This window comes from Halomonas sp. IOP_14 (genome assembly GCF_021021315.1).
Classification (GTDB): Bacteria; Pseudomonadota; Gammaproteobacteria; order Pseudomonadales; family Halomonadaceae; genus Vreelandella; species Vreelandella titanicae.
In genome coordinates this window covers 20,542-38,992 of record NZ_JAINWD010000021.1, presented here as the reverse complement: position 1 = coordinate 38,992, position 18,451 = coordinate 20,542, and the positions used below count along the sequence as shown (strand labels likewise).

At 55.7% G+C, this 18,451-nt stretch carries 17 protein-coding genes; 2 read left to right on the top strand and 15 right to left on the bottom strand.

Annotation, left to right across the window (positions count from 1 at the left end; genetic code table 11):
- Positions 1 to 27: 27 nt before the first annotated feature.
- From K7H09_RS14835 to K7H09_RS14820, 4 genes are read right to left on the bottom strand one after another with little or no spacing between them, the layout of a single operon-like run.
- Complete coding sequence (locus tag K7H09_RS14835; RefSeq protein ID WP_230805058.1) at positions 28 to 2,772, bottom strand: ATP-binding protein; 2,745 nt, start codon at positions 2,770 to 2,772, stop codon at positions 28 to 30.
- A 2-nt stretch (positions 2,773 to 2,774) separates the two neighbouring features.
- Complete coding sequence (locus K7H09_RS14830) at positions 2,775 to 2,984, bottom strand: hypothetical protein (RefSeq protein ID WP_022523648.1); 210 nt, start codon at positions 2,982 to 2,984, stop codon at positions 2,775 to 2,777.
- Positions 2,984 to 5,044, bottom strand: coding sequence for a 3'-5' exonuclease (locus K7H09_RS14825; protein ID WP_039858347.1), 2,061 nt, complete (start codon positions 5,042 to 5,044; stop codon positions 2,984 to 2,986). The genes K7H09_RS14830 and K7H09_RS14825 overlap by 1 nt, the downstream gene beginning before the upstream one ends.
- A complete protein-coding gene (locus K7H09_RS14820) occupies positions 5,041 to 5,415 on the bottom strand; it encodes a response regulator transcription factor (RefSeq protein WP_022523646.1) in 375 nt (124 codons plus the stop codon). Before K7H09_RS14820 ends, K7H09_RS14825 begins: the two co-directional genes overlap by 4 nt.
- Positions 5,416 to 5,783: 368 nt before the next feature.
- Between K7H09_RS14820 and K7H09_RS14815 the strand changes: the two genes are divergently transcribed.
- Positions 5,784 to 6,917: a tRNA-queuosine alpha-mannosyltransferase domain-containing protein gene (locus K7H09_RS14815; RefSeq protein WP_230805055.1), complete on the top strand. Its 1,134-nt coding sequence runs from the start codon at positions 5,784 to 5,786 to the stop codon at positions 6,915 to 6,917.
- Between the two features lie 11 nt (positions 6,918 to 6,928).
- On the opposite strand, the gene nth is transcribed toward K7H09_RS14815, so the two are convergent.
- The 11 genes from nth to K7H09_RS14760 form a co-directional block, all read right to left on the bottom strand.
- The gene (gene nth, locus K7H09_RS14810) at positions 6,929 to 7,567 is read right to left on the bottom strand and encodes an endonuclease III (RefSeq protein WP_009286578.1); all 639 of its coding nucleotides are present in this window, start codon (positions 7,565 to 7,567) and stop codon (positions 6,929 to 6,931) included.
- 73 nt (positions 7,568 to 7,640) lie between these two features.
- Complete coding sequence (locus K7H09_RS14805; protein WP_009286579.1) at positions 7,641 to 8,342, bottom strand: electron transport complex subunit E; 702 nt, start codon at positions 8,340 to 8,342, stop codon at positions 7,641 to 7,643.
- Positions 8,339 to 8,998, bottom strand: a complete 660-nt coding sequence (rsxG, locus tag K7H09_RS14800; RefSeq protein ID WP_009286580.1) for an electron transport complex subunit RsxG — start codon at positions 8,996 to 8,998, stop codon at positions 8,339 to 8,341. The genes K7H09_RS14805 and rsxG overlap by 4 nt, the downstream gene beginning before the upstream one ends.
- The gene (locus K7H09_RS14795; RefSeq protein WP_009286581.1) at positions 8,995 to 10,044 is read right to left on the bottom strand and encodes an RnfABCDGE type electron transport complex subunit D; all 1,050 of its coding nucleotides are present in this window, start codon (positions 10,042 to 10,044) and stop codon (positions 8,995 to 8,997) included. Before K7H09_RS14795 ends, rsxG begins: the two co-directional genes overlap by 4 nt.
- Positions 10,041 to 11,696: an electron transport complex subunit RsxC gene (gene rsxC / locus K7H09_RS14790; protein WP_230805053.1), complete on the bottom strand. Its 1,656-nt coding sequence runs from the start codon at positions 11,694 to 11,696 to the stop codon at positions 10,041 to 10,043. Before rsxC ends, K7H09_RS14795 begins: the two co-directional genes overlap by 4 nt.
- The gene (rsxB, locus tag K7H09_RS14785; RefSeq protein WP_039858351.1) at positions 11,696 to 12,292 is read right to left on the bottom strand and encodes an electron transport complex subunit RsxB; all 597 of its coding nucleotides are present in this window, start codon (positions 12,290 to 12,292) and stop codon (positions 11,696 to 11,698) included. Before rsxB ends, rsxC begins: the two co-directional genes overlap by 1 nt.
- Before the next feature lie 12 nt (positions 12,293 to 12,304).
- Positions 12,305 to 12,886 carry an electron transport complex subunit RsxA gene (gene rsxA / locus K7H09_RS14780; protein ID WP_007114112.1) on the bottom strand — a complete coding sequence of 194 codons (582 nt, stop codon included), beginning with the start codon at positions 12,884 to 12,886 and terminating at the stop codon, positions 12,305 to 12,307.
- A gap of 176 nt (positions 12,887 to 13,062) precedes the next feature.
- The gene (gene metG / locus K7H09_RS14775) at positions 13,063 to 15,099 is read right to left on the bottom strand and encodes a methionine--tRNA ligase (protein WP_009286583.1); all 2,037 of its coding nucleotides are present in this window, start codon (positions 15,097 to 15,099) and stop codon (positions 13,063 to 13,065) included.
- 104 nt (positions 15,100 to 15,203) lie between these two features.
- Positions 15,204 to 15,485, bottom strand: coding sequence for a hypothetical protein (locus tag K7H09_RS14770; RefSeq protein ID WP_022523639.1), 282 nt, complete (start codon positions 15,483 to 15,485; stop codon positions 15,204 to 15,206).
- A 128-nt stretch (positions 15,486 to 15,613) separates the two neighbouring features.
- Positions 15,614 to 16,795 carry a 1-acyl-sn-glycerol-3-phosphate acyltransferase gene (locus K7H09_RS14765; protein WP_230805044.1) on the bottom strand — a complete coding sequence of 394 codons (1,182 nt, stop codon included), beginning with the start codon at positions 16,793 to 16,795 and terminating at the stop codon, positions 15,614 to 15,616.
- Positions 16,796 to 16,888: 93 nt separating this feature from the next.
- Positions 16,889 to 17,818 carry a recombination-associated protein RdgC gene (locus K7H09_RS14760; protein WP_230805042.1) on the bottom strand — a complete coding sequence of 310 codons (930 nt, stop codon included), beginning with the start codon at positions 17,816 to 17,818 and terminating at the stop codon, positions 16,889 to 16,891.
- A gap of 141 nt (positions 17,819 to 17,959) precedes the next feature.
- Between K7H09_RS14760 and K7H09_RS14755 the strand changes: the two genes are divergently transcribed.
- Complete coding sequence (locus tag K7H09_RS14755) at positions 17,960 to 18,394, top strand: acyl-CoA thioesterase (RefSeq protein WP_230805040.1); 435 nt, start codon at positions 17,960 to 17,962, stop codon at positions 18,392 to 18,394.
- The last annotated feature ends 57 nt before the right edge of the window (positions 18,395 to 18,451 follow it).

Below are 18,451 nucleotides of genomic sequence, written 5' to 3'. Positions count from 1 at the left end.
CGTTGTCACCAATAAGGAATCAACGCTTTATGTTGGAGGCGCAGCGGGGAGTTCTAGCGTTAAGCAGGCACCGCCTAAGGTTTTAGCATCTTCGACCCAAAGCCGTCCCCCCAGGTGGGCGATAATGCCCCGGCTAATCGGTAGCCCTAAGCCACTGCCCCTTGGCCGACCACGGGGAATATCATCGCCTTGCTGAATTTGATGGAATTTTTCAAATACCCGCTCACGCTCATCTTCGCTAATACCCGCACCGTTATCCTCTACACTCAGACGGAAATGACGCCGATGACGATAAAGCGTGAGGCGCACTTTTGGCTGCTCCCGATCGGCAAACTTACCCGCGTTATCAAGCAGGTTAATAATCACCTGTTCTAAACGGTCATGATCGCCAACCACCATCGCAGGATCAGCTTCTAAGCTAACGTCTAGCACTATGCCGCGCTCCTCATGCAGATGCGCAATAGCATCAATGCTATGCCGAGTCAGGGCGGCAAGATCAAGAGGAACGGGGTTAAGCGTTAAACGGCCGCTCTCCAGACGGGCAAGATCCAGAATTTCTTCAATTAAACGTGACAGGCGCTGGCTCTCGTGGACGATCACGCCAAGAAAATGCTGACGTTTTTCATCAGGCAGTTGGCTGCTATCGCGCAATATTTCGGCAAAGGCGCGAATCGAGGTGAGCGGCGTGCGTAGCTCGTGGCTGACCATGGCGACAAACTCATCTTTCAAGCGATCCAGCTCACGCAGGCGCTCATTGGCACTACGCAGTTCTTCGCCAATTTGCACCAGCTCCTGAGACTTCTGCTCCAAACGGCGGTTGTACTCCAGAGTTTGTGAGGTCGTGTCCAGAATGCTCAGAATCGACTCAATATCCAGTGCTTCGCCGCGTACCACCGAGTTGATCAATACTCGCGCTGAGGAGCTACCCAACGCCCCCGCCAGTGCCTGTTCGGCGCGAGTAATCAGCTCCGCGGTGGCGGGCTCGTCCGCTGCATAAGCGCTTTTGGCTCCGCTATGGCTAAATACACGGCGGGTGGTCGGGGTGCCAAGATAGCGAACGAGTAGTTCTTTGAGTGCACCCTGGGTAGTTTGCCCGCGCCATAGTGACGAAGATAGTGAGGTGGTTTGCAAATTGGGGTGCATCGCTTCGGTGAACAGTGCCGCCTGAGTTTGCTCAAGGGGCGTAGGGCGGGTAAACAGCGATACCCCCACCAATAGCCCCACGTTGGCCAATATGCTCCAGAGCAGCGAATGGGTATAAATATCCCAATTTTCGAGCCCGAATAAGCTGTAGGGCACTAGCCAACCGATGCCCCATGGCCCCTCGGTGAGCAGTGCTGTATCCAACCAACCGGATTGAGCAAACCCGGGTAGCAGCAGGGTATAGCACCAGATTAAGAACCCGGCGATTAAACCAACGGTGGCGCCTTGGCGAGTAGCGCCACGCCAATAGAGTCCAATCAAAAGCGCTGGAGCAAACTGCGCGGCCCCAGCGAAGGAGACCAAGCCAATAGTGACAAGGCTATAGGAGTCACCAATCAGAGCATGATAGAGATATCCGAGCAGTAGAATCAGCACGATAGCGATGCGGCGAATACCCAACAGCCAACCGGCAAGCTCCCCTTTGGTACTCAGGTGCAGGCGCCGTGAGCGCAGCAGCAGTGGCATCACCAACTGATTGCTAACCATAGTGGAAAGCGCGATTGTCTCCACAATCACCATGCCTGTCGCCGCAGACAGACCACCAATAAAGACCAGTAGCGGCAGCCCTTCTAAACCAGCTGAGAGCGGCAGCGTGAGTACGAAGCTGTCTGGATCACCTGCGCTTACGCCTAACAGCAGGCCAGCCAGCGCAATGGGAATAACGAACAGATTAATCAGCAGCATGTAGAGGGGGAATAGCCAGCTTGCTCTGGCTAAGTGCTGCTCATCGACATTCTCCACCACCAATACCTGGAATTGGCGAGGCAGAGTTAAGAAGGCCAAAAAGGCCAGCACCAGCATGCCCACCCAGCCGGTGACCCCACCAGGAACACTATTCAACCGCATGCTATCGACAAGGGCCGGCGTGGCCGCTACCTGGGCAAACAGCGCGGCGGGGCCTTCAAACATCACAAACACCACGAACACGCCAACGGCCATAAAGGCTACCAGCTTAACGATAGATTCCACGGCGATCGCTGCCACCATGCCTTCATGGCGCTCGCTGGCATCCAGGTGGCGTGTGCCAAACAGAATAATAAACACCGCCAACACCAGGGCGACCCAGAGGGACTTATCCATCCAGAAGTGTTCATCCACCAACGTAGTGTCGGCCGCGTGGGGATAATTGATCAGTACCGCATGGCTAACAGTGATGGCTTTTAACTGCAGGGCAATATAGGGGGTGATGCTAATGAGCGCCATCAGTGCCACCAGCGCGCCTAAACTGGTGCTTTTGCCATAGCGGGCGCTGATAAAGTCGGCAATGGAAGTGATTCGCTGCCGCGCGGCGATGCGCACCATCTTGCGTATAACAAAAGGGGCCAACAGCATCGCCAGCGTCGGCCCCAGATAGATGAGCATAAAACTGGGTCCATACTCAGTGGCGCGCCCTACGCTGCCGTAGAACGTCCAGGCCGTGCAGTAAACAGCAATAGAAAGGGCATATACCGTTGGCGAGCCAATGATGGAACGACCCTGCTCTGCCCGCCGGTCGCCCCAGGCGGCGACCACAAACAGCAGCGCCAAGTAGCCAAAAGCGGTGCCGAGGATAATCGCCTCACTACGCATGGTTAGCGGCCTGCACGCTGTTCCATCAGCCAGGCGGTTAAGCCGATCACCCCAGCCCAGGCGATAAATAGATAGAGCGGTAGCCAGCCCACGCTAAACGCGGGAAGGCGATCCACCACGATAATCAGCGGCGGGCAGAACAGTAGCAGGGCAATCGCCACCAGAGCCATTAGGCGCTCTGTTTGGCGTGATTTAACACCGAACGGTTTCATTAGGCACTGGCATCCTGTCGGTCGAAGGCGTTGGCTTGCAGCGCTAACAACTGCTCGAGGGTATCGACGCCGCGGGCTTCTAGGCGTGGCAGCAAAGCTAGCCATAGCTCGGCGGTAACACGAGCATCGCCTAATGCAGTGTGGCGGGTGCCCGGCGGAAAAGCCAGATCATAGCGCTGGGCAAGGCTATCCAGATCATGCCCAGCGAGTGCTTCGTCCAGTGCCCGTGAAATCAGTAGGGTATCGATCACAGGGATATCAAAAACGACCCCTTTGTGGCTAATGGCAAGCAGATCAAAGGCGGCATTATGGGCCAGCAAGACGGCTTCGCCGACATAATCACGAAAGCGGGTAAGCACAATATCCAGCGGTGGCGCACCGATCACATCGGCATCGGTAAGGCCGTGAATCGCGGTGCTAGCCGGCGGGATCGGCCGCTGCGGATCAACTTTTTGATCGAAGACCTCGCTTGCCAATAAACGGGCGTTGACCACGCGGCAGGCGCCAAGACTGATGACGGTGTCGCCTCGGCGTAGCTCAAGCCCGGTGGTTTCCGTATCAAAGGCGACTATTTCCAGGCTGCGCAGTGTTCGGCTGGCCAGCGCTTCATCTGGTGGAGGCAGGTCGGCAATGCCAAAGTCATGGAATTCAGGGCGCGGCGGGGCGGTTTCGCGTGGGGCGCCGACGCGCTCCATGGCGGGCAGGGGGAGTCGCAGGCGTGAATGAACGCCGTCATCGTCGGCAAGGCTCCAGATGTCGCTGGCGTGTTGGCGCAGCACATCCGCGACGCTTGGCGTCAATGGCAGGGAGTTTAGCGGCTGCTGGCGCCACTCCGCCAGTTCGTGTTCAGGGATTGCTTTGCCACGCCAAATAAGGTCGAGATAGACGCGCTTATTGCCCAGGCACATCTCACCCTCAAAGCCACTGTCAGGCAGATGGGTATTGAGGTGTTTGACTAAAGAGTCGAACAGCGCAATGAGTGCCGGAGCGTCGCCTTTAAACCAGGCTGGCATGCCCACCGGGGTGATTAGGCGGTGCTCCGGATCAAGACGCTCATCCAACGCTTGCCAGAAATCGTTTGACCACATGGGCGTCAAGCGCTCGCCCTGGTGTTGCATGTCGTCGAGTAGCTGGCCGATTTTAGCCACGTTGTCGCCAAGCGTAACGCCTTCCTCGTGGATTACCCGCTCAAAACGCTGGCGTAAAGAGGATGTACTGGCGTCATTTTGATCGCGCAGCTGTATCAGCGCATCAGCAGCGCTGGTCAGGCTGGCGGTATGCTGGCGAAGCGGGGTCAGCATGGCCGCCAGTTCCGCTCTAACGCCCATTTCGCTCGACCAAGAGGCGGTGGCGTCACTAAAAGTCAGCAGTGTTTCGCCATCGCTACCCGGTACGCGGCGTAAAATGACTTTGAGCCAGCGGTCATCACAGGGAGCGAGTAACTCGCGCGGGGAGCCGTCATTAGGCAGTTGACCGAGCATTTGCTGTAAGCTTACTACTGGCAGCAGCGCCTCCAGGCGTTTACCCAGCCCTAACCCGGTATTACCCTCAAAAAAGTCCTCGGCTGCCTGATTGAACAGCATGAGCCGGCGGTGGTGATCACACAGTAGCAGCGGTGTTTCGAGCACTTGCAGCAGCGTTTCCAGCTCCTGACGAATACGTGCAGCGCTGCGGGCGCCGTCAGCGTGAGCGGTGGCAAGGCGACTGCGATCTGATCGCCAACTTTCGCGTACTCGACGTAGGTCGGGCCCCAGCCCTTTTAGCCAACCTTCGGGTGGGTGCTCGTCTCGGGCGTCCGGGTTGGCGACCAGGCGTGCCAGCTGCACCTGTAAATGGCGCAGCGGGGTAAACAGCATGCGCTCAAGCAGCAAACCGACTAAAAAAATCGTCGCGCCACCGGAGAAACTGCCTAGCCAGAGAGCGATGCGCGTTACGCCTGTGGGAGCAAGCTTGGCATCCAGCCAAGCGGCGAAAATGGCTCCACCCAGCAGGCTGATGCCGCTAAGTAGCAACCAGAGGCCAATCAGGCGCTGACGCTTGGGCAGCCCGCCTCGGGTCATGGCTGCTCCTCAATCAGTAGCGCTTTGACTTTTTCGACCAGCGACTGAGTAGAGAAGGGCTTGGTGATGTAATCATCGGCGCCCAGCGCCATGCCTTTTTCCCGCTCAACGTCACGCCCGTGAGCGGTCAACATAATAATGGGAAGCTGGGCAGTAGCCGCTTCGCTACGCAGCCGCTCTAAAACGTCAAAACCGCTAATCCCGGGCAGGCTAATATCAAGTAGCAGTAGATCAGGCTGGCTATCATTCACTCTTGCCAGGGCCTGTTCACCATCTTCGGCAGTGACGACCTCAAACCCCGCTTGCTCCATCAGGAATTCTAGCGATAAAACAATGTTGGGTTCGTCATCGACGACGAGCACTTTAGCCATGGAGCTCTCCTGCTTTTATTTGTTTTAACGTTTATTTGTTTTAAAGCCGTATGAATGCAGTCTAGATAGATCTAACAGGTCAGCCAAGACGACCTTGGCCGAATGCGTGCAAGTTCAGGGAGCTATTGCAAAAGAGATAGGGTTTGCACGAAAAGTCGGCGAGCGAAGACTAGACAAGGCAAAAATCAACGAGAAAGCGGAGTTTACGGGGTGTAAATGAGCATTTCGAGGCGATTTTTAACGCAGTATTGTCGAGCGCAGGCAGTTTTCGTACAAAGCCTAGTAAGCGCGCTTTGTTACACTGCACACCTCTGTGCCATTGCTTAACATGTTATGGCGTTCCACTGATCTGGCTGTTAGGGCTGTAAATGCGCGTTCTCCTGTTATCTGCCTACGAGGCGGTGAGCCATCGCTACTGGGCACAAAGTTTAATGGCGCAGCTTGAGGAGGTGTCGTGGACGCAGTTGAGCCTGCCGCCACGACATTTTGCTTGGCGTATTCGTGGCAATCCGCTGAGCTGGATGCTCAAAGAGCACGATACTCTCAGCCAGTCGTTTGATGTAGTGCTAGCCACTTCGATGGTTGATCTGGCAACGCTGGTAGGGCTGTTCCCGCATCTGGGTCGAGCAAAAAAGGTTGTCTACTTTCATGAAAACCAGTTCGCCTATCCTGAGTCGAGCGATCAAATGCCACAAGTAGAGGCCAAAATGGTCAATCTCTATACGGCGCTGGCGGCGGATAGCGTGGTGTTTAACAGCGCCTATAACCGTGACTCCTTTATTGATGGCGCGCGAGCTTTTTTGAAAAAAATGCCGGAAAACCTTCCGGCAGCTAAGCCATTAGAAGCGATACGCGAGCGGGCTATGGTATTGCCGGTGCCCATTCCTGATAGCACAGCCCCTGAAAACTTAGCACCTGAAAACGTAGAGCTTGAAAACTTAGCATCTAAAAACTTAGCACCTTGCCAGCAAACGGCTTTTCAAAAAATGGTGCCACAGCGAATTATCTGGAATCACCGCTGGGAGTATGACAAAAATCCCGACGACTTCTTCACCGTGTTGTTTGCGTTAAGCGAAGCCGGTGTAGCGTTTGAACTGGCGGTGCTTGGTCAGCGTTTCCGCCAAGTCCCCGCTATTTTTGCCGAGGCCGAGCAGCGCTTAGCCAAGCATATTGTGGCTTGGGGGCCACAGTCGGAGGAGGCCTACCGTGAGTTGTTGGATAGCGCGGATATTGTGGTTTCGACCACTTGGCATGAATTTCAGGGGTTGGCGATCATGGAGGCGGCCCAGCGCGGGGCGTTGCCGCTGGTGCCTCATCGGCTCTGCTTCCCGGCGCTTTATCCGCCTGCCTATCGCTATGACGGTACCCGGGAAGGGCTTTACGACCGGCTCAGTGCTTGGCTTAACGATCCAGCGACTCGCCCTGAACTACTTGATACTACCGCTTGGGAGTGGCCCGCTTGGCGTGAGGCTTACCGCCAGTTGCTGATGAGTTCGACTTGATGGCCTAGCCGTTAAGCAAGTTCGGTTTTGTCTTTGTAGTCGCACAGATCCTCGATAATGCAGCTACCACAGCGGGGTTTGCGCGCGATACAGGTGTAGCGGCCGTGCAGAATTAGCCAGTGGTGAGCATCGTGCAGAAACCCTTTTGGCACATGGCGCAGCAGTTTTTGCTCCACCTCAACGACATCTTTGCCTTTAGCGATGCCGGTGCGATTGGATACCCGGAAAATATGCGTATCCACCGCCATGGTGGGCTGACCGAATGCCGTGTTGAGAATCACATTGGCAGTTTTACGGCCTACGCCGGGTAAGGCTTCCAACGCTTGGCGGGTGTCGGGCACTTCGCCACCGTGCTGATTAACGAGGATGTGGCAGGTTTTCATCAGGTTTTCGGCTTTGGTGTTGTACAAGCCGATGGTTTTGATATGCGCTTTAAGCTCATCGATACCTAAATCAATGATCGCTTGGGGCGTGTTAGCGACCGGGTAGAGCCGCGCCGTGGCTTTATTGACGCCTACATCGGTGGCTTGAGCAGAAAGCAGTACGGCAGCCAGCAGCTCAAAGGGCGTGTTCCAGTTAAGCTCGGTGGTGGGGTGCGGGTTCTCTGCCTGAAGGCGAGCAAAGATTTCATGACGCTTTTGGGCATTCATGGCGGGTCTCTTAATAAATACGCGTTATAAATACAAGCAGTTGCTTACATGTGTACTTTCGGCATCTTGCCAACTATTTAATCGTGCCGGTAACCCGTACGCGGCGCTCAGTTCGGGGTGCTGCCGCGACTGGCTTGGCACGGGCAGCATTGCGTTGATCGATAACGTTTTTCAGCGCGATTAACAGGCCCGCCACAAAGAACGCGCCGGGCGGCAGCACGAAAAACAGGAACTGGTAGTCGTCGGCAATCGTCAGCTGCCAACTGGCCGCTTGCGGCCCAAACAGTAGCGCCATATCGCTAAACAGCGTGCCTTGGCCCAGCAACTCGCGCAGAGCGCCAAGTAACACCAGTACCGCAGCAAAACCCAACCCCATCATAAAGCCATCGATGGCCGCTGGAAGCACCGGCTGGCGGGAAGCAAATGCATCGGCTCGGCCAAGAATGGCGCAGTTGGTCACGATCAGCGGAATAAAAATCCCCAATACCTGATAGAGCGGGTAGGCGTAGGCGGCCATGAGCAGTTCAGCGCAGGTAACAAAAGCTGCAATCACCATTACGAAAGCGGGCAAGCGCACCGCGCTGGGCACCTGGTGACGAATCAGCGAAATCGCCGTGCTGGCGCCTACCATTACCAGTAGCGTAGCCAGCGCCAGCCCCAGCGCATTGACGACATTTCCACTCACGGCTAGCAGCGGGCAAAGTCCCAGCAGTTGCACCAGCGCGGGGTTATTCGACCAAAGGCCGCTTTGGGCTAGTTCGCGCCACTGGCTCATAAGGTGGGCTCCTCAAATGACATCGGTAGCGGTGTATCGGCGGCGTACTGAAGCGCTTTATGGACAGCGTTGACCACGGCTCGGGGCGTAATCGTTGCACCGGTGAACGCATCAAAGTGACCGCCATCTTTAGCTACCGCCCAGCCTTCTGGTGGCAAGCTATCTAACCTTAAACCATTAAACCGGGTGATCCAGTCGCTGCGGCTGCGCTCAATGTCATCGCCTAGCCCAGGCGTTTCCTGGTGCTGGGTAACGCGCACGCCGCTGATACGCTGGTGCTCATCAATGCCAATCAGTAGGTGGATTTTGCCGTTATATCCCTGGCGGGTTACCACCGGCAAGATCACTGCGCTGCTTCCGTTTCGGCTCGGGTTATTGTTCTCGCTGCCACTTACCCACCAGCCTTGGCTATCACTCGCCAACCCTAGCGCTTGTGGGTTGGGAAGGGTAAAGGTGCTCTCCAGTACCTGGGTGACGGGGGTATTCGCCAGCGCTTGGGGCAGTACTTCCTGCAACTGGCGGTGTTGGTAAGCCAACTGATGTGTCTCTATACGTTCGGCGGTTAGCGCGCGGGTAAGCGCGACACTGCCGGCGGTAATCAGTGCAAAGGTGCCCAGCGCGAAGGCGCCACGCCGCATGGCCTGGAGCAGCGTCATGGCTGTTCTCCTGGCTTACCCGGTGAAGCTTTTTGCTGGCCAGTGGGCCGCGGCACGCTATATATATCCAGTAATGGTACGCACAGGTTCATCAGTAAGACCGCAAACGCCACAGCATCGGGGTAGCCGCCAAAGGTGCGAATAATGATAACCAGCGCGCCGATCCCCGCGCCATAAATAAGTTTGCCGCGTTGGCTGGTGGCAGCGGAGACCGGGTCGGTGGCAATAAAGAACGCCCCGAATAGCGTTGCCCCGGTGAGCAGGTGAAACAGCGGTGAAGCAAAGTGGCTGGGGTCGCTGAGATAAAACAGCGTGTCCAGTAGTACTAGGCTGCCAAGCATCGCGATCGGAATATGCCAACTAATAATCCGCTTCGCTAACAACACCACACCACCTACTAGCCAAGCAAGTGCTACCCATCGCCAGGCAGTTAGGGTTCCATTCGGCAGTGGGTTAGCCGCCCAAAACTCGCTGGCAAGCACGGCGTCCCCTTTGTGCTTAAAAGCATCTAGCGGTGTTGCGCCGCTCAAACTATCTAGTTGGGCGGTCGGTAGAGTTCCGGTGATTTGCGCCCATAAATCATTAGGTAGCATTTCCTGGGGCGGTGCCCATAGCGTCATGTAGGTAGGAAACGACACCAATAGCAGCGCATAGCCCACCATGGCGGGGTTAAACGGGTTATGCCCCAAGCCGCCGTATAGCTGCTTGGCGACTACAATTGCCGCGATCATACCCACGCCGACAAGCCACCAGGGGCTAGCGGGTGGCAGTGACGTGCCCAGCAAAACGCCGGTAAGCAGGGCACTTGAGTCATTCAGCGTCACACGAATGGGGCGCTTGCGTAGCCGTAGCACGGCGGCTTCAAGCGCAATACCAAAAGCGGCGGCTAACAGTACATTGCTGATAACTCCAAGGCCAAAGAAGTAGCTCATGGTGGCGATGCCTGGCAGGGTTGCTGCAATTACCCAGCGCATTAAGCTTGCCGTTGGTGGCACCGCGGTTGCCGTCATGGCATCTTTAACGCCTGAGGCGTGCATCATGCTCATGGCGACTCCTCGTTAGACTGCTGTTCGCGCGCCTGGGCAAGCTGCAACTCGGCTGCTTTCAAGTTCTCCTGGGCGGTGGCAAGCTGCATTTCTAAGTCATCCAGGGATTGTTTAGGATCTTCCTGAGCGACGCGCGCCAGGGTTTTTTCAGCCTTTTTGACCGATGCTTTGGCGGCGGCATGGGCGATGCGCAGACCGCGTAAGTCGACCTTTTCGCTGTTGGTTGCGGCAGTGTTAGAAGGGCGCCGCTGTTGCGCCTGGCGGGCTTGCTTGCGTGCCTGTTTCTCAGCCTCCTCCCGAGCAAGCCGCGCTTGGCGAAACTCAAAACGGTGCTTGGCGTGCTCCGCTTTTGCTGTCTCAATTCGCTGCAGGCGTAACCGGCTTTTAGCTTCCCGGTAATCCACCACGAGCGGAATATGGCTGGGGCAGACGTAGCTGCAGGCACCGCACTCAATGCAATCAAATAGGTGGTAGCGCTCAAGCTTGGCATCATCCTGAGCGCGGGCGTACCAGTGCAGCTGTTGCGGCAGCAGTGCTACCGGGCAAACGCTTTCGCACTCACCGCAGCGAATGCAGGGCGATTCTGCTGGGGGCGGCGGTAACTCTTCAAGCGTTGCCGCGATTAAACAGTTGGTAAGCTTGGTGACCGGCGTATCGAGCGTTAGCAGTGGCGTGCCCATCATGGGGCCACCTTGAATCACTTGGTGTAACTCTGGGGTATTTAACCCTGCCTGCTCCAGCAGCTCTCTAACCGATGTGCCCAGACGCACCCAGCGATTGCCGGGCTGGGTGATGGCCTCTCCAGTCAGCGTGACCACCCTGGAAACCAGCGGCTGACCATCGCGCACTGCGTGTAGTATCGCCAGTAGCGTGCCTGGGTTGTGGCACAGCACGCCAACATCAGCAGGCAGCCCGCCACTGGGTACGTTGAGGTCTAGCAGTTTTTTAATCAGTTGTCGTTCGCCGCCGCTGGGGTAGCGGGTGGCGATCACGGCCAGCTCGACGGGGACTGGCTGACTATTGGTTAGGGCTTGCTTCAGCGCGTCAATGGCCTCGGGTTTGTTATCCTCGATGCCAATAACGATATGCTGCGCGCCACACAGTTTGGCGATTATCTGTGCGCCTTCAAGCACCTCGTTAGCGTAGTGGCGCAGGGTAAGATCATCGGCGGTGATATAGGGCTCGCACTCGGCGGCGTTAATCACCAGGGTGTGAATCGTATGTTGTTCGACCACCCGCGCTTTAATATGGGTGGGAAACCCGGCGCCACCTAAGCCGACGATGCCGCTCTCGTTTAAACGCTCAAGCAGCGCGTGGGGTTCGACATTTTGCCACACCAATGGTGGCAGTCTAAGCCACTCATCTTGCCCGTCACCCTCAATGCTGATTTGGGTAGTGCTAACCTCGCTCACCGTACCGCTAATGCTGGCGTGCAGGGCACTAGAGACCATACCTTCACGTTTGGCAATCACGCTGCCCACTTTTACCGCATTTCCTTGCGCCACACAGGGCTTCGCTGGCTGACCGCTGTGCTGCTGAAGGGGGAGAGTGACCCGGCGGGGCAGTGGCGCTTCAATCAGCGCGGATTGGTTTGAACGCTGTTTGCGTTCGGGGGGGTAAATCCCTCCCGGGAAGTCAAAGGCGTTCGACATCAAGACACCCTTGAAGCGGGTTGGCGGTCGCTGGCAATCATGTTTGATGAGTGCGCCACTACCGGCTGCCACTGGGTGAGCGGGGCTGAGCGTGGCAGCATATCGATACAGTCCACGGGGCAGGGGTCAAGGCAGAGATCGCAGCCGGTGCACTCGTCTTCAATCACGGTATGCATTAATTTAGCCGCGCCGATAATCGCATCGACCGGGCAGGCCTGGATGCACTTGGTGCAGCCAATGCACTCCGCTTCGCGAATAAATGCCACCTTGGCTTCGCTTTGCGCTTCGCCATCCAGGGGCTCGGGGTCGCGCCCGAGAAGATCGGCAAGGGCGTGAATCGTCGCTTCGCCACCCGGAGGGCATTTATTCAGCGCATCACCCTGGTTAATGGCTTCAGCGTAAGGGCGGCAGCCTGGGTAGCCGCACTGGCCGCACTGGGTTTGCGGCAGTAGCGCATCAATTTGCTCAACTAGCGGGTTATCTTCGCGCTTAAAGCGCTCGCTCACCAAGCCCAGCAGGGCGCCAAAACCGATACCCAAGCCGGTTAATACCGCGACGGCGCTGAGGATTCCAATGATATCAATGGTGCTATTCATTGCGCGCTGCCTTCATCCCTGCACCAACCCTGAAAACCCTAAAAATGCTAACGACATAAGGCTGGCGGTGACCATAGCAATCGCGGCGCCTTGGAAGGGTTTGGGAATATCCGCCCCCGCTAAACGTTCGCGCATCGCGGCAAACAGCACCAAAATAAGCGAGAAGCCCAGTGCTGCGCCCAATCCATAAAGGGTGGTGTGGAAAAAGCTTAATTCACGGTTTAACGACAGCAGGGCTACACCCAATACCGCGCAGTTGGTGGTGATCAGCGGCAGGAAAATGCCCAGCACCTGGTGCAGCAGCGGACTCAGTTGGCGCACCATGATTTCGGTAAACTGCACCACGGCGGCGATCACCACGATAAAACTAATGGTACGCAGGTAGGTTACATCCAGCGGCACAAGCAGGCCGTGATAAACCACGAAGCTAGCGGCCGATGCCAGGGTCAGCACAAAGGTAGTGGCCAGGGACATGCCCATGGCCGACTCCAGTTTATTGGAGACGCCCATAAACGGGCATAGGCCCAAGAACTGAACCAGTACGAAATTGTTGACCAGGGCAGTGCTGATCAAAATGATAAATAACTCACTCATGGCAGCGTATTGTGCGAAGAAAAGGCGGCGCTGGCTAGTGGGAGGCAAGGAAGTTTGATGTGTGAAAAACCTATGCAGGAGGAAGTTTGAATAAAATTGCCGCTGTAATAAAAATGCAAAGGGCAGAGCGCTTTTGAGTCTCTGCCCTTTAACCTGCTTACCGCTTATGCGACGGGTTAGGTTACCCGCTGACCCGGCTCGGCACCTGCATCGGGAGAGAGCAGGTAGATGCCATCTTCGTTAGCAGAGGCCAGCACCATGCCTTCCGATACGCCGAAGCGCATTTTGCGCGGAGCCAGGTTGGCGACCATGACCGTTAAGCGGCCTTCCAGGGCTTCCGGGGCGTAGGCGGAGCGAATGCCGGAGAAGACGTTGCGGGTTTCGCCACCCAGGTCGAGGGTCAATTGCAGCAGTTTGTCGGCGCCTTCTACGTATTCGGCTTTGGCAATACGCGCAATGCGCAGGTCGACTTTAGCAAAGGCGGCAAAGTCGATTTCCTCGGCGATAGGCTCTTCCACCAGCGGGCCTTTGGGTGCTTCTTTCAATTTTTGCTCTTCCACGAGATCTTCCTTCGACGCTTCAATCATGGCATCGATTTTGTCACGTTCAACGCGGGTCATCAGCGGCTTGAATTTGTTGATTGTGTGCTCGGTGAGCACACTCTGTCGAGTGTGCCAGTCCAGCGACTCAACGTTAAGAAAAACACGGGCCTCTTCAGCCATGGCGGGTACCACAGGAGCCAAATAAACCATCAACTGGCGGAACAGATTAATGCCTACCGAGCATATCTCAAGCACCTCTGTGTCACGGCCATCCTGCTTGGCCAGCGCCCAGGGTTCTTTATCAGCAATGTAGGTGTTGGCTTCATCCGCCAGTTCCATAATTTTGCGCATTGCCCGGCTAAATTCCCGGGCTTCAAAGTCTTCGGCAATATCATCACCGGCGGCAATAAAGCGGGCGACCATCTGTGGCTCAGCGCAGTGGCTTGAGAGGCTGCCACTGCCGAGCTTTTTAACAAAACCGGCGCAGCGGCTGGCAATGTTGACCACCTTGCCGACTAAATCTGAATTTACCCGCGCGGCAAAATCGTCCAAATTCAGATCCAGGTCATCAACTTTGGAAGTAAGCTTGGCGGCAAAGTAGTAGCGCAAGTATTCCGGGTTGAGATGATCGGCGTAGGTGGCGGCTTTAATAAAGGTGCCGCGGGATTTCGACATCTTGGCGCCGTCTACCGTCAGGAAACCGTGGCAGTTGACGGCGGTGGGGGTGCGCAGATCCGCGCCATGCAGCATGGCGGGCCAGAAGAGCGCGTGGAAGTAGACGATATCTTTGCCGATAAAGTGATATACCTCGGCATCAGAGCCTTTGTTCCAGTAGCTGTCGAAGTCGATACCTTCGCGGTCACACAAGTTCTTGAAGCTGGCCAAATAGCCAATTGGCGCATCCAGCCAGACATAAAAGTATTTGCCCGGGGCATCGGGAATTTCGAAGCCGAAGTAGGGCGCATCCCGGGAAATATCCCACTCGTTAAAGCCAGACTCAAACCACTCCATCAGCTTATTGCGGATTTGCGGCTGCACATGGCCGTCGTCAATCCAGCCCTGCAGGAAGTCGGCAAAGTCAGGCAGTTTAAAGAAGTAGTGGGTCGATGTACGTACTTCGGGCGTTGCGCCTGAAATGGCTGAAACGGGGTTGATCAAGTCGGCGGGAGTATAGGTAGCGCCGCACTTTTCGCAGTTATCGCCATACTGGTCTTCAGCGCCACATCTAGGGCAGGTGCCTTTAATAAAACGGTCAGCCAGAAACAGGCCTTTCTGGGGGTCAAACATCTGCTCGATATCACGGGTGGCAATATGGCCTTTATCCCGTAAGCGCTTATAAATCATTTCGCTGAAGTGGCGGTTTTCAGCGGAGTGGGTCGAGTGGTAATTGTCGAACCCAACGCCAAAACGGGCAAAGTCTGTTTGGTGATCGTTGGAAACCCGCTCAATCAGGGCTTCAGAGGTAATACCTTCCTGCTCGGCACGCAGCATAATGGCGGTGCCATGGGCGTCATCGGCACATACGTAGTAGCACTGCTGGCCACGGCTTTTCTGGAAACGTACCCAGATATCAGTCTGGATATACTCAAGTAAGTGACCGAGGTGAATGGCTCCGTTGGCGTAAGGGAGCGCGCTAGTCACCAAAATGTTGCGCGTGGCGGTAGTAGACATGGTGAAGGTTAATTCCGAGTGAATAAGGGTGCCGGTCAGGCGATAGTAAAAAAGACGGCGAAGTCGCTAAACGCTTCGCCGATACCGTTACGTCCTAGCAACGATTAATAAAGCGCTTGCTCTTCTTGAACGACTTCACGCAGCAGTTCTAAAAAGAGCTTATCAGCCTCAGAGTGTTCAGCCGGGTCTTCCGGTATATGCACGCTGGTGGTATCGGAAATTTCGTTGGCAATCCGCGCCATCACCGCAGGGCTATTGCCTTCGGTCAGCTGTTCTCTGGCAATCGCCAGTGATTGCTCAAGGATCTTTGGATCTTGCAGCAGCTTACGAATAAAGCCACGTAGCTCGTTGATGATACGTGTTTTCTGAATTTCTGAACCGGACATGGGGGTCTCCTTAGGATCGCAATTGACGACAGCGCCATGCGAAACCAATCAATGCGTCGACCATAGCATTTTTTCCGCCAACGGGCATGAATTGCCCGTTATTAAAATGGCAGCTTAAAAACGCTGATTTAGAGCGTCAGTCGCCCTGCCTTGTGTTTAACAGGGTTCGCGTACTGGGCAAGCCAGTAGGGGCGCAGAGGCTCCGGCACTTCGGCAAGCCGGGCATTAAAGCGTTCACGGTCTTGTCGAGTGATGGCTTTGCGTGCCACCAGCTCCGGTGCTTCGCCCAGCGCCTCTAAAGCCAAATAATGACTGGGGAACAGTCGATAGCCACCAATCACCTGGCGGTCAATCTCAGCAGCGACTTCGTCGGGCGTGGCCATATCAGAACCTACCGGTGTGCCAAAGTGCAGCCGTACACGCCCTTTGGAGCCGGTAATGCCGGCTACAATGGAGCGAATATCTTCAAACTCACTTTTAGCGTAGCTACCCAGTGTGTCGATATCGTGCAGCTCCTGGGCTTTTTGGACATCGCAGGGGTCGTATTCATAGCTAATCGATACCGGCACCAGCTTTAACTCAGCAATTGCCTCGCCAAATACCATGTCTCGTTCTGCGGCCCGCCTGGCCATGATCAACATTTTGATAATGGCGGGCTCAGTGTGGTCGATGCCGTTCTTGGCACGGCCTTCGCGCTGTGCCATCCAAATTGAGTGCTGGTCTTCGGTAATGGTATGGCGAATATAGGCGGAAAGTTGCTGGTATGCTGCCAGCATAGCCCGCTTGCCCCGGGCGCTGCGTGGCACGATAAAGCTTTTATTAAGCCGCATTAGATCGGTGACGTAGGGCTTCTTAAGCAGGTTGTCACCGATCGCGATACGCACGGTGTCGCGGTTTGCTTGATACAGCGCATAGTTGACGAACGCGGGATCCAGCGAGATATCGCGGTGGTTACCTATAAACAGATAAGCGCCGTTGGCGTCGAGTTTGTCGAGGCCGGTAACTTCAAAGGCATCCGTGGTGGTGCGAATCATGCGCTCCATGTAATGGGCAATGCGCATTTGAAACTCATAAACCGTCGTTACGTCTTTGACTTCACGACGCACGGCACGGCTGGCAAAAACACGCGCCAGTGATGGCGTCCAGCGCGCCATGCGCGGCAGCCGAAAGCGGGTCAGCGCATCCAGCAGCTCGTTGTCCCGTGAGAGCCTGGCCAGTACATCGGCCACTTCATGATCCATAAAGGGCCGAATATCGGCCCACGGGTCTGTTTCGGTAGAGGCGTTGGTAGCGTTATTGTGATGAGTCATGCGAACCGTTGGATGATAAATAGTAAATATCGATTAATGACATCGAGGCGAAAAGACGACTTCGAATAACAGTCTTGAACGACTATAGAGCCCTTACTGCGCAGCGGGTTCCCGCTGCGTCTCGCCGCCAAGCCACTCTATCAAGCGTGGAATATCGGTAGATAGCGCCTGTGCCATTAAAATAAAGTCTGTTTCCAGACGGGCAAGCGCATCGTCTCCGTCGTCAGCGTGGTCGGCTTCTTCAATCAAAGCATCGCCAAAACGCAACGATTTCAGTGCCAAATCATCGTGTAGCACACAACTTAGCCGTCCTTCCAGGCTAATCGCGAGTTTACTGGCTTGGCGGCCGCTCTCAAGCAGTTGCTGAATTTCATCGCTGTCTAAATCGACCTGGCGAGCACGCAGCACGCCGTCATCACCTTTGGCTTTGAGTTCAACCTGGTCACCAAGCTGAAGATCAGCCGGGCGACTGGCCGCATCACCTAGCCAAGTGGTCATGGCGCGAATAGGCAGCGTCTGCGAGCTCAGTGGGGTGACTTTTAAGCTGCCCAGGGTTTCGCGAAGCAAATCCAGAATATCTTCGGCGCGGGTGCGTGAACTGGCATTGATGCCAATCATCTGGCCGCGAATGTCCCACCAAAGATCAATTTTCTGACTACGCACAAAGGCGCGGGGCAATAAATTCTCGGTGACCTGCTCTTTTAATGCAGTCTTCTCTTTGCGGGTCACTTTGCGGCCTTCACTGGCCTCAATATCCGCCACCTGCTCATCGACTTCCTCTTTTACAACAGAGGCGGGCAGTAGACGCTCTTGGCGCAGCGCTGAAAGCAGCCGATGTGATTGAATTTCGTGAACGAGCTGCCCTGCGCCCAAACGCCCAGCTGGCGCAGTCCAGCCCAGACGGCGTGCGTCGGCGTTGCCGAGTGGTTTGGCGGCATGCTCTTGTAGAGCGCTAGCAAGCGCATCACTGGATAGTTCGGGCGCGTCGTGCAGGCGGTATAAATGCAAGTGCTTAAACCACATGGAGCCAATCCTGTTTAAAAGGTGGCACATTATGGCGAAAGCGGGGCATTCCTACCAGCGGCTGTCGCCAATCGTCTCTGTTGCACGTGTTTCAAACTTGTGTTTGATTGAGTCGTTGCCAATCACTATAGAGGAGTCGATATGAGTACATCGCTGTCGCGAGTTCATCTGCGCGTTAGAGGCTACCATCTGGATGGTTACGGGCATGTCAATAACGCTCGCTATCTTGAGTTTATGGAAGAAGGGCGCTGGGATTTTTTTGATCAACACCCAGAGATGATCAAAGAGCTCCATCAGGCCCGGCGGGCATTCGTTGTCGTCAATTTGAACATTGATTATCTGGCCGCTGCCCGCCAAGGGGATGATTTGGAAGTGATGACCGGGATCATCGACGTTGGTGAGCGCAGCGGGCTCTGCCACCACCGTATTGTGCGTAAGGATGGCACCGTCATTGCCCGTGCCGATTTAACCTTCGTACTACTCGATATGCGCGCCAACAAGGCCGCTGCCATCGAGGGAGAAGTGCGTGAGGCGTTAGCCGCGTTAACCTTGGGGAAAGAGGCATTTAGCGTCTAAACGGCTTTGGTGAGCTCTCTGGCTGCCCTTGCTGCTTTTGCGGTGGTATGATGTCGC

Excerpts from the sequence above, each read along its gene's own strand:
- K7H09_RS14835 (WP_230805058.1), bottom strand. The coding sequence starts at position 2,772 with ATGCGTAGTGAGGCGATTATCCTCGGCACCGCTTTTGGCTACTTGGCG.
- K7H09_RS14830 (WP_022523648.1), bottom strand. The coding sequence starts at position 2,984 with ATGAAACCGTTCGGTGTTAAATCACGCCAAACAGAGCGCCTAATGGCT.
- K7H09_RS14825 (WP_039858347.1), bottom strand. The coding sequence starts at position 5,044 with ATGACCCGAGGCGGGCTGCCCAAGCGTCAGCGCCTGATTGGCCTCTGG.
- K7H09_RS14820 (WP_022523646.1), bottom strand. The coding sequence starts at position 5,415 with ATGGCTAAAGTGCTCGTCGTCGATGACGAACCCAACATTGTTTTATCG.
- K7H09_RS14815 (WP_230805055.1), top strand. The coding sequence starts at position 5,784 with ATGCGCGTTCTCCTGTTATCTGCCTACGAGGCGGTGAGCCATCGCTAC.
- nth (WP_009286578.1), bottom strand. The coding sequence starts at position 7,567 with ATGAATGCCCAAAAGCGTCATGAAATCTTTGCTCGCCTTCAGGCAGAG.
- K7H09_RS14805 (WP_009286579.1), bottom strand. The coding sequence starts at position 8,342 with ATGAGCCAGTGGCGCGAACTAGCCCAAAGCGGCCTTTGGTCGAATAAC.
- rsxG (WP_009286580.1), bottom strand. The coding sequence starts at position 8,998 with ATGACGCTGCTCCAGGCCATGCGGCGTGGCGCCTTCGCGCTGGGCACC.
- K7H09_RS14795 (WP_009286581.1), bottom strand. The coding sequence starts at position 10,044 with ATGAGCATGATGCACGCCTCAGGCGTTAAAGATGCCATGACGGCAACC.
- rsxC (WP_230805053.1), bottom strand. The coding sequence starts at position 11,696 with ATGTCGAACGCCTTTGACTTCCCGGGAGGGATTTACCCCCCCGAACGC.
- rsxB (WP_039858351.1), bottom strand. The coding sequence starts at position 12,292 with ATGAATAGCACCATTGATATCATTGGAATCCTCAGCGCCGTCGCGGTA.
- rsxA (WP_007114112.1), bottom strand. The coding sequence starts at position 12,886 with ATGAGTGAGTTATTTATCATTTTGATCAGCACTGCCCTGGTCAACAAT.
- metG (WP_009286583.1), bottom strand. The coding sequence starts at position 15,099 with ATGTCTACTACCGCCACGCGCAACATTTTGGTGACTAGCGCGCTCCCT.
- K7H09_RS14770 (WP_022523639.1), bottom strand. The coding sequence starts at position 15,485 with ATGTCCGGTTCAGAAATTCAGAAAACACGTATCATCAACGAGCTACGT.
- K7H09_RS14765 (WP_230805044.1), bottom strand. The coding sequence starts at position 16,795 with ATGACTCATCACAATAACGCTACCAACGCCTCTACCGAAACAGACCCG.
- K7H09_RS14760 (WP_230805042.1), bottom strand. The coding sequence starts at position 17,818 with ATGTGGTTTAAGCACTTGCATTTATACCGCCTGCACGACGCGCCCGAA.
- K7H09_RS14755 (WP_230805040.1), top strand. The coding sequence starts at position 17,960 with ATGAGTACATCGCTGTCGCGAGTTCATCTGCGCGTTAGAGGCTACCAT.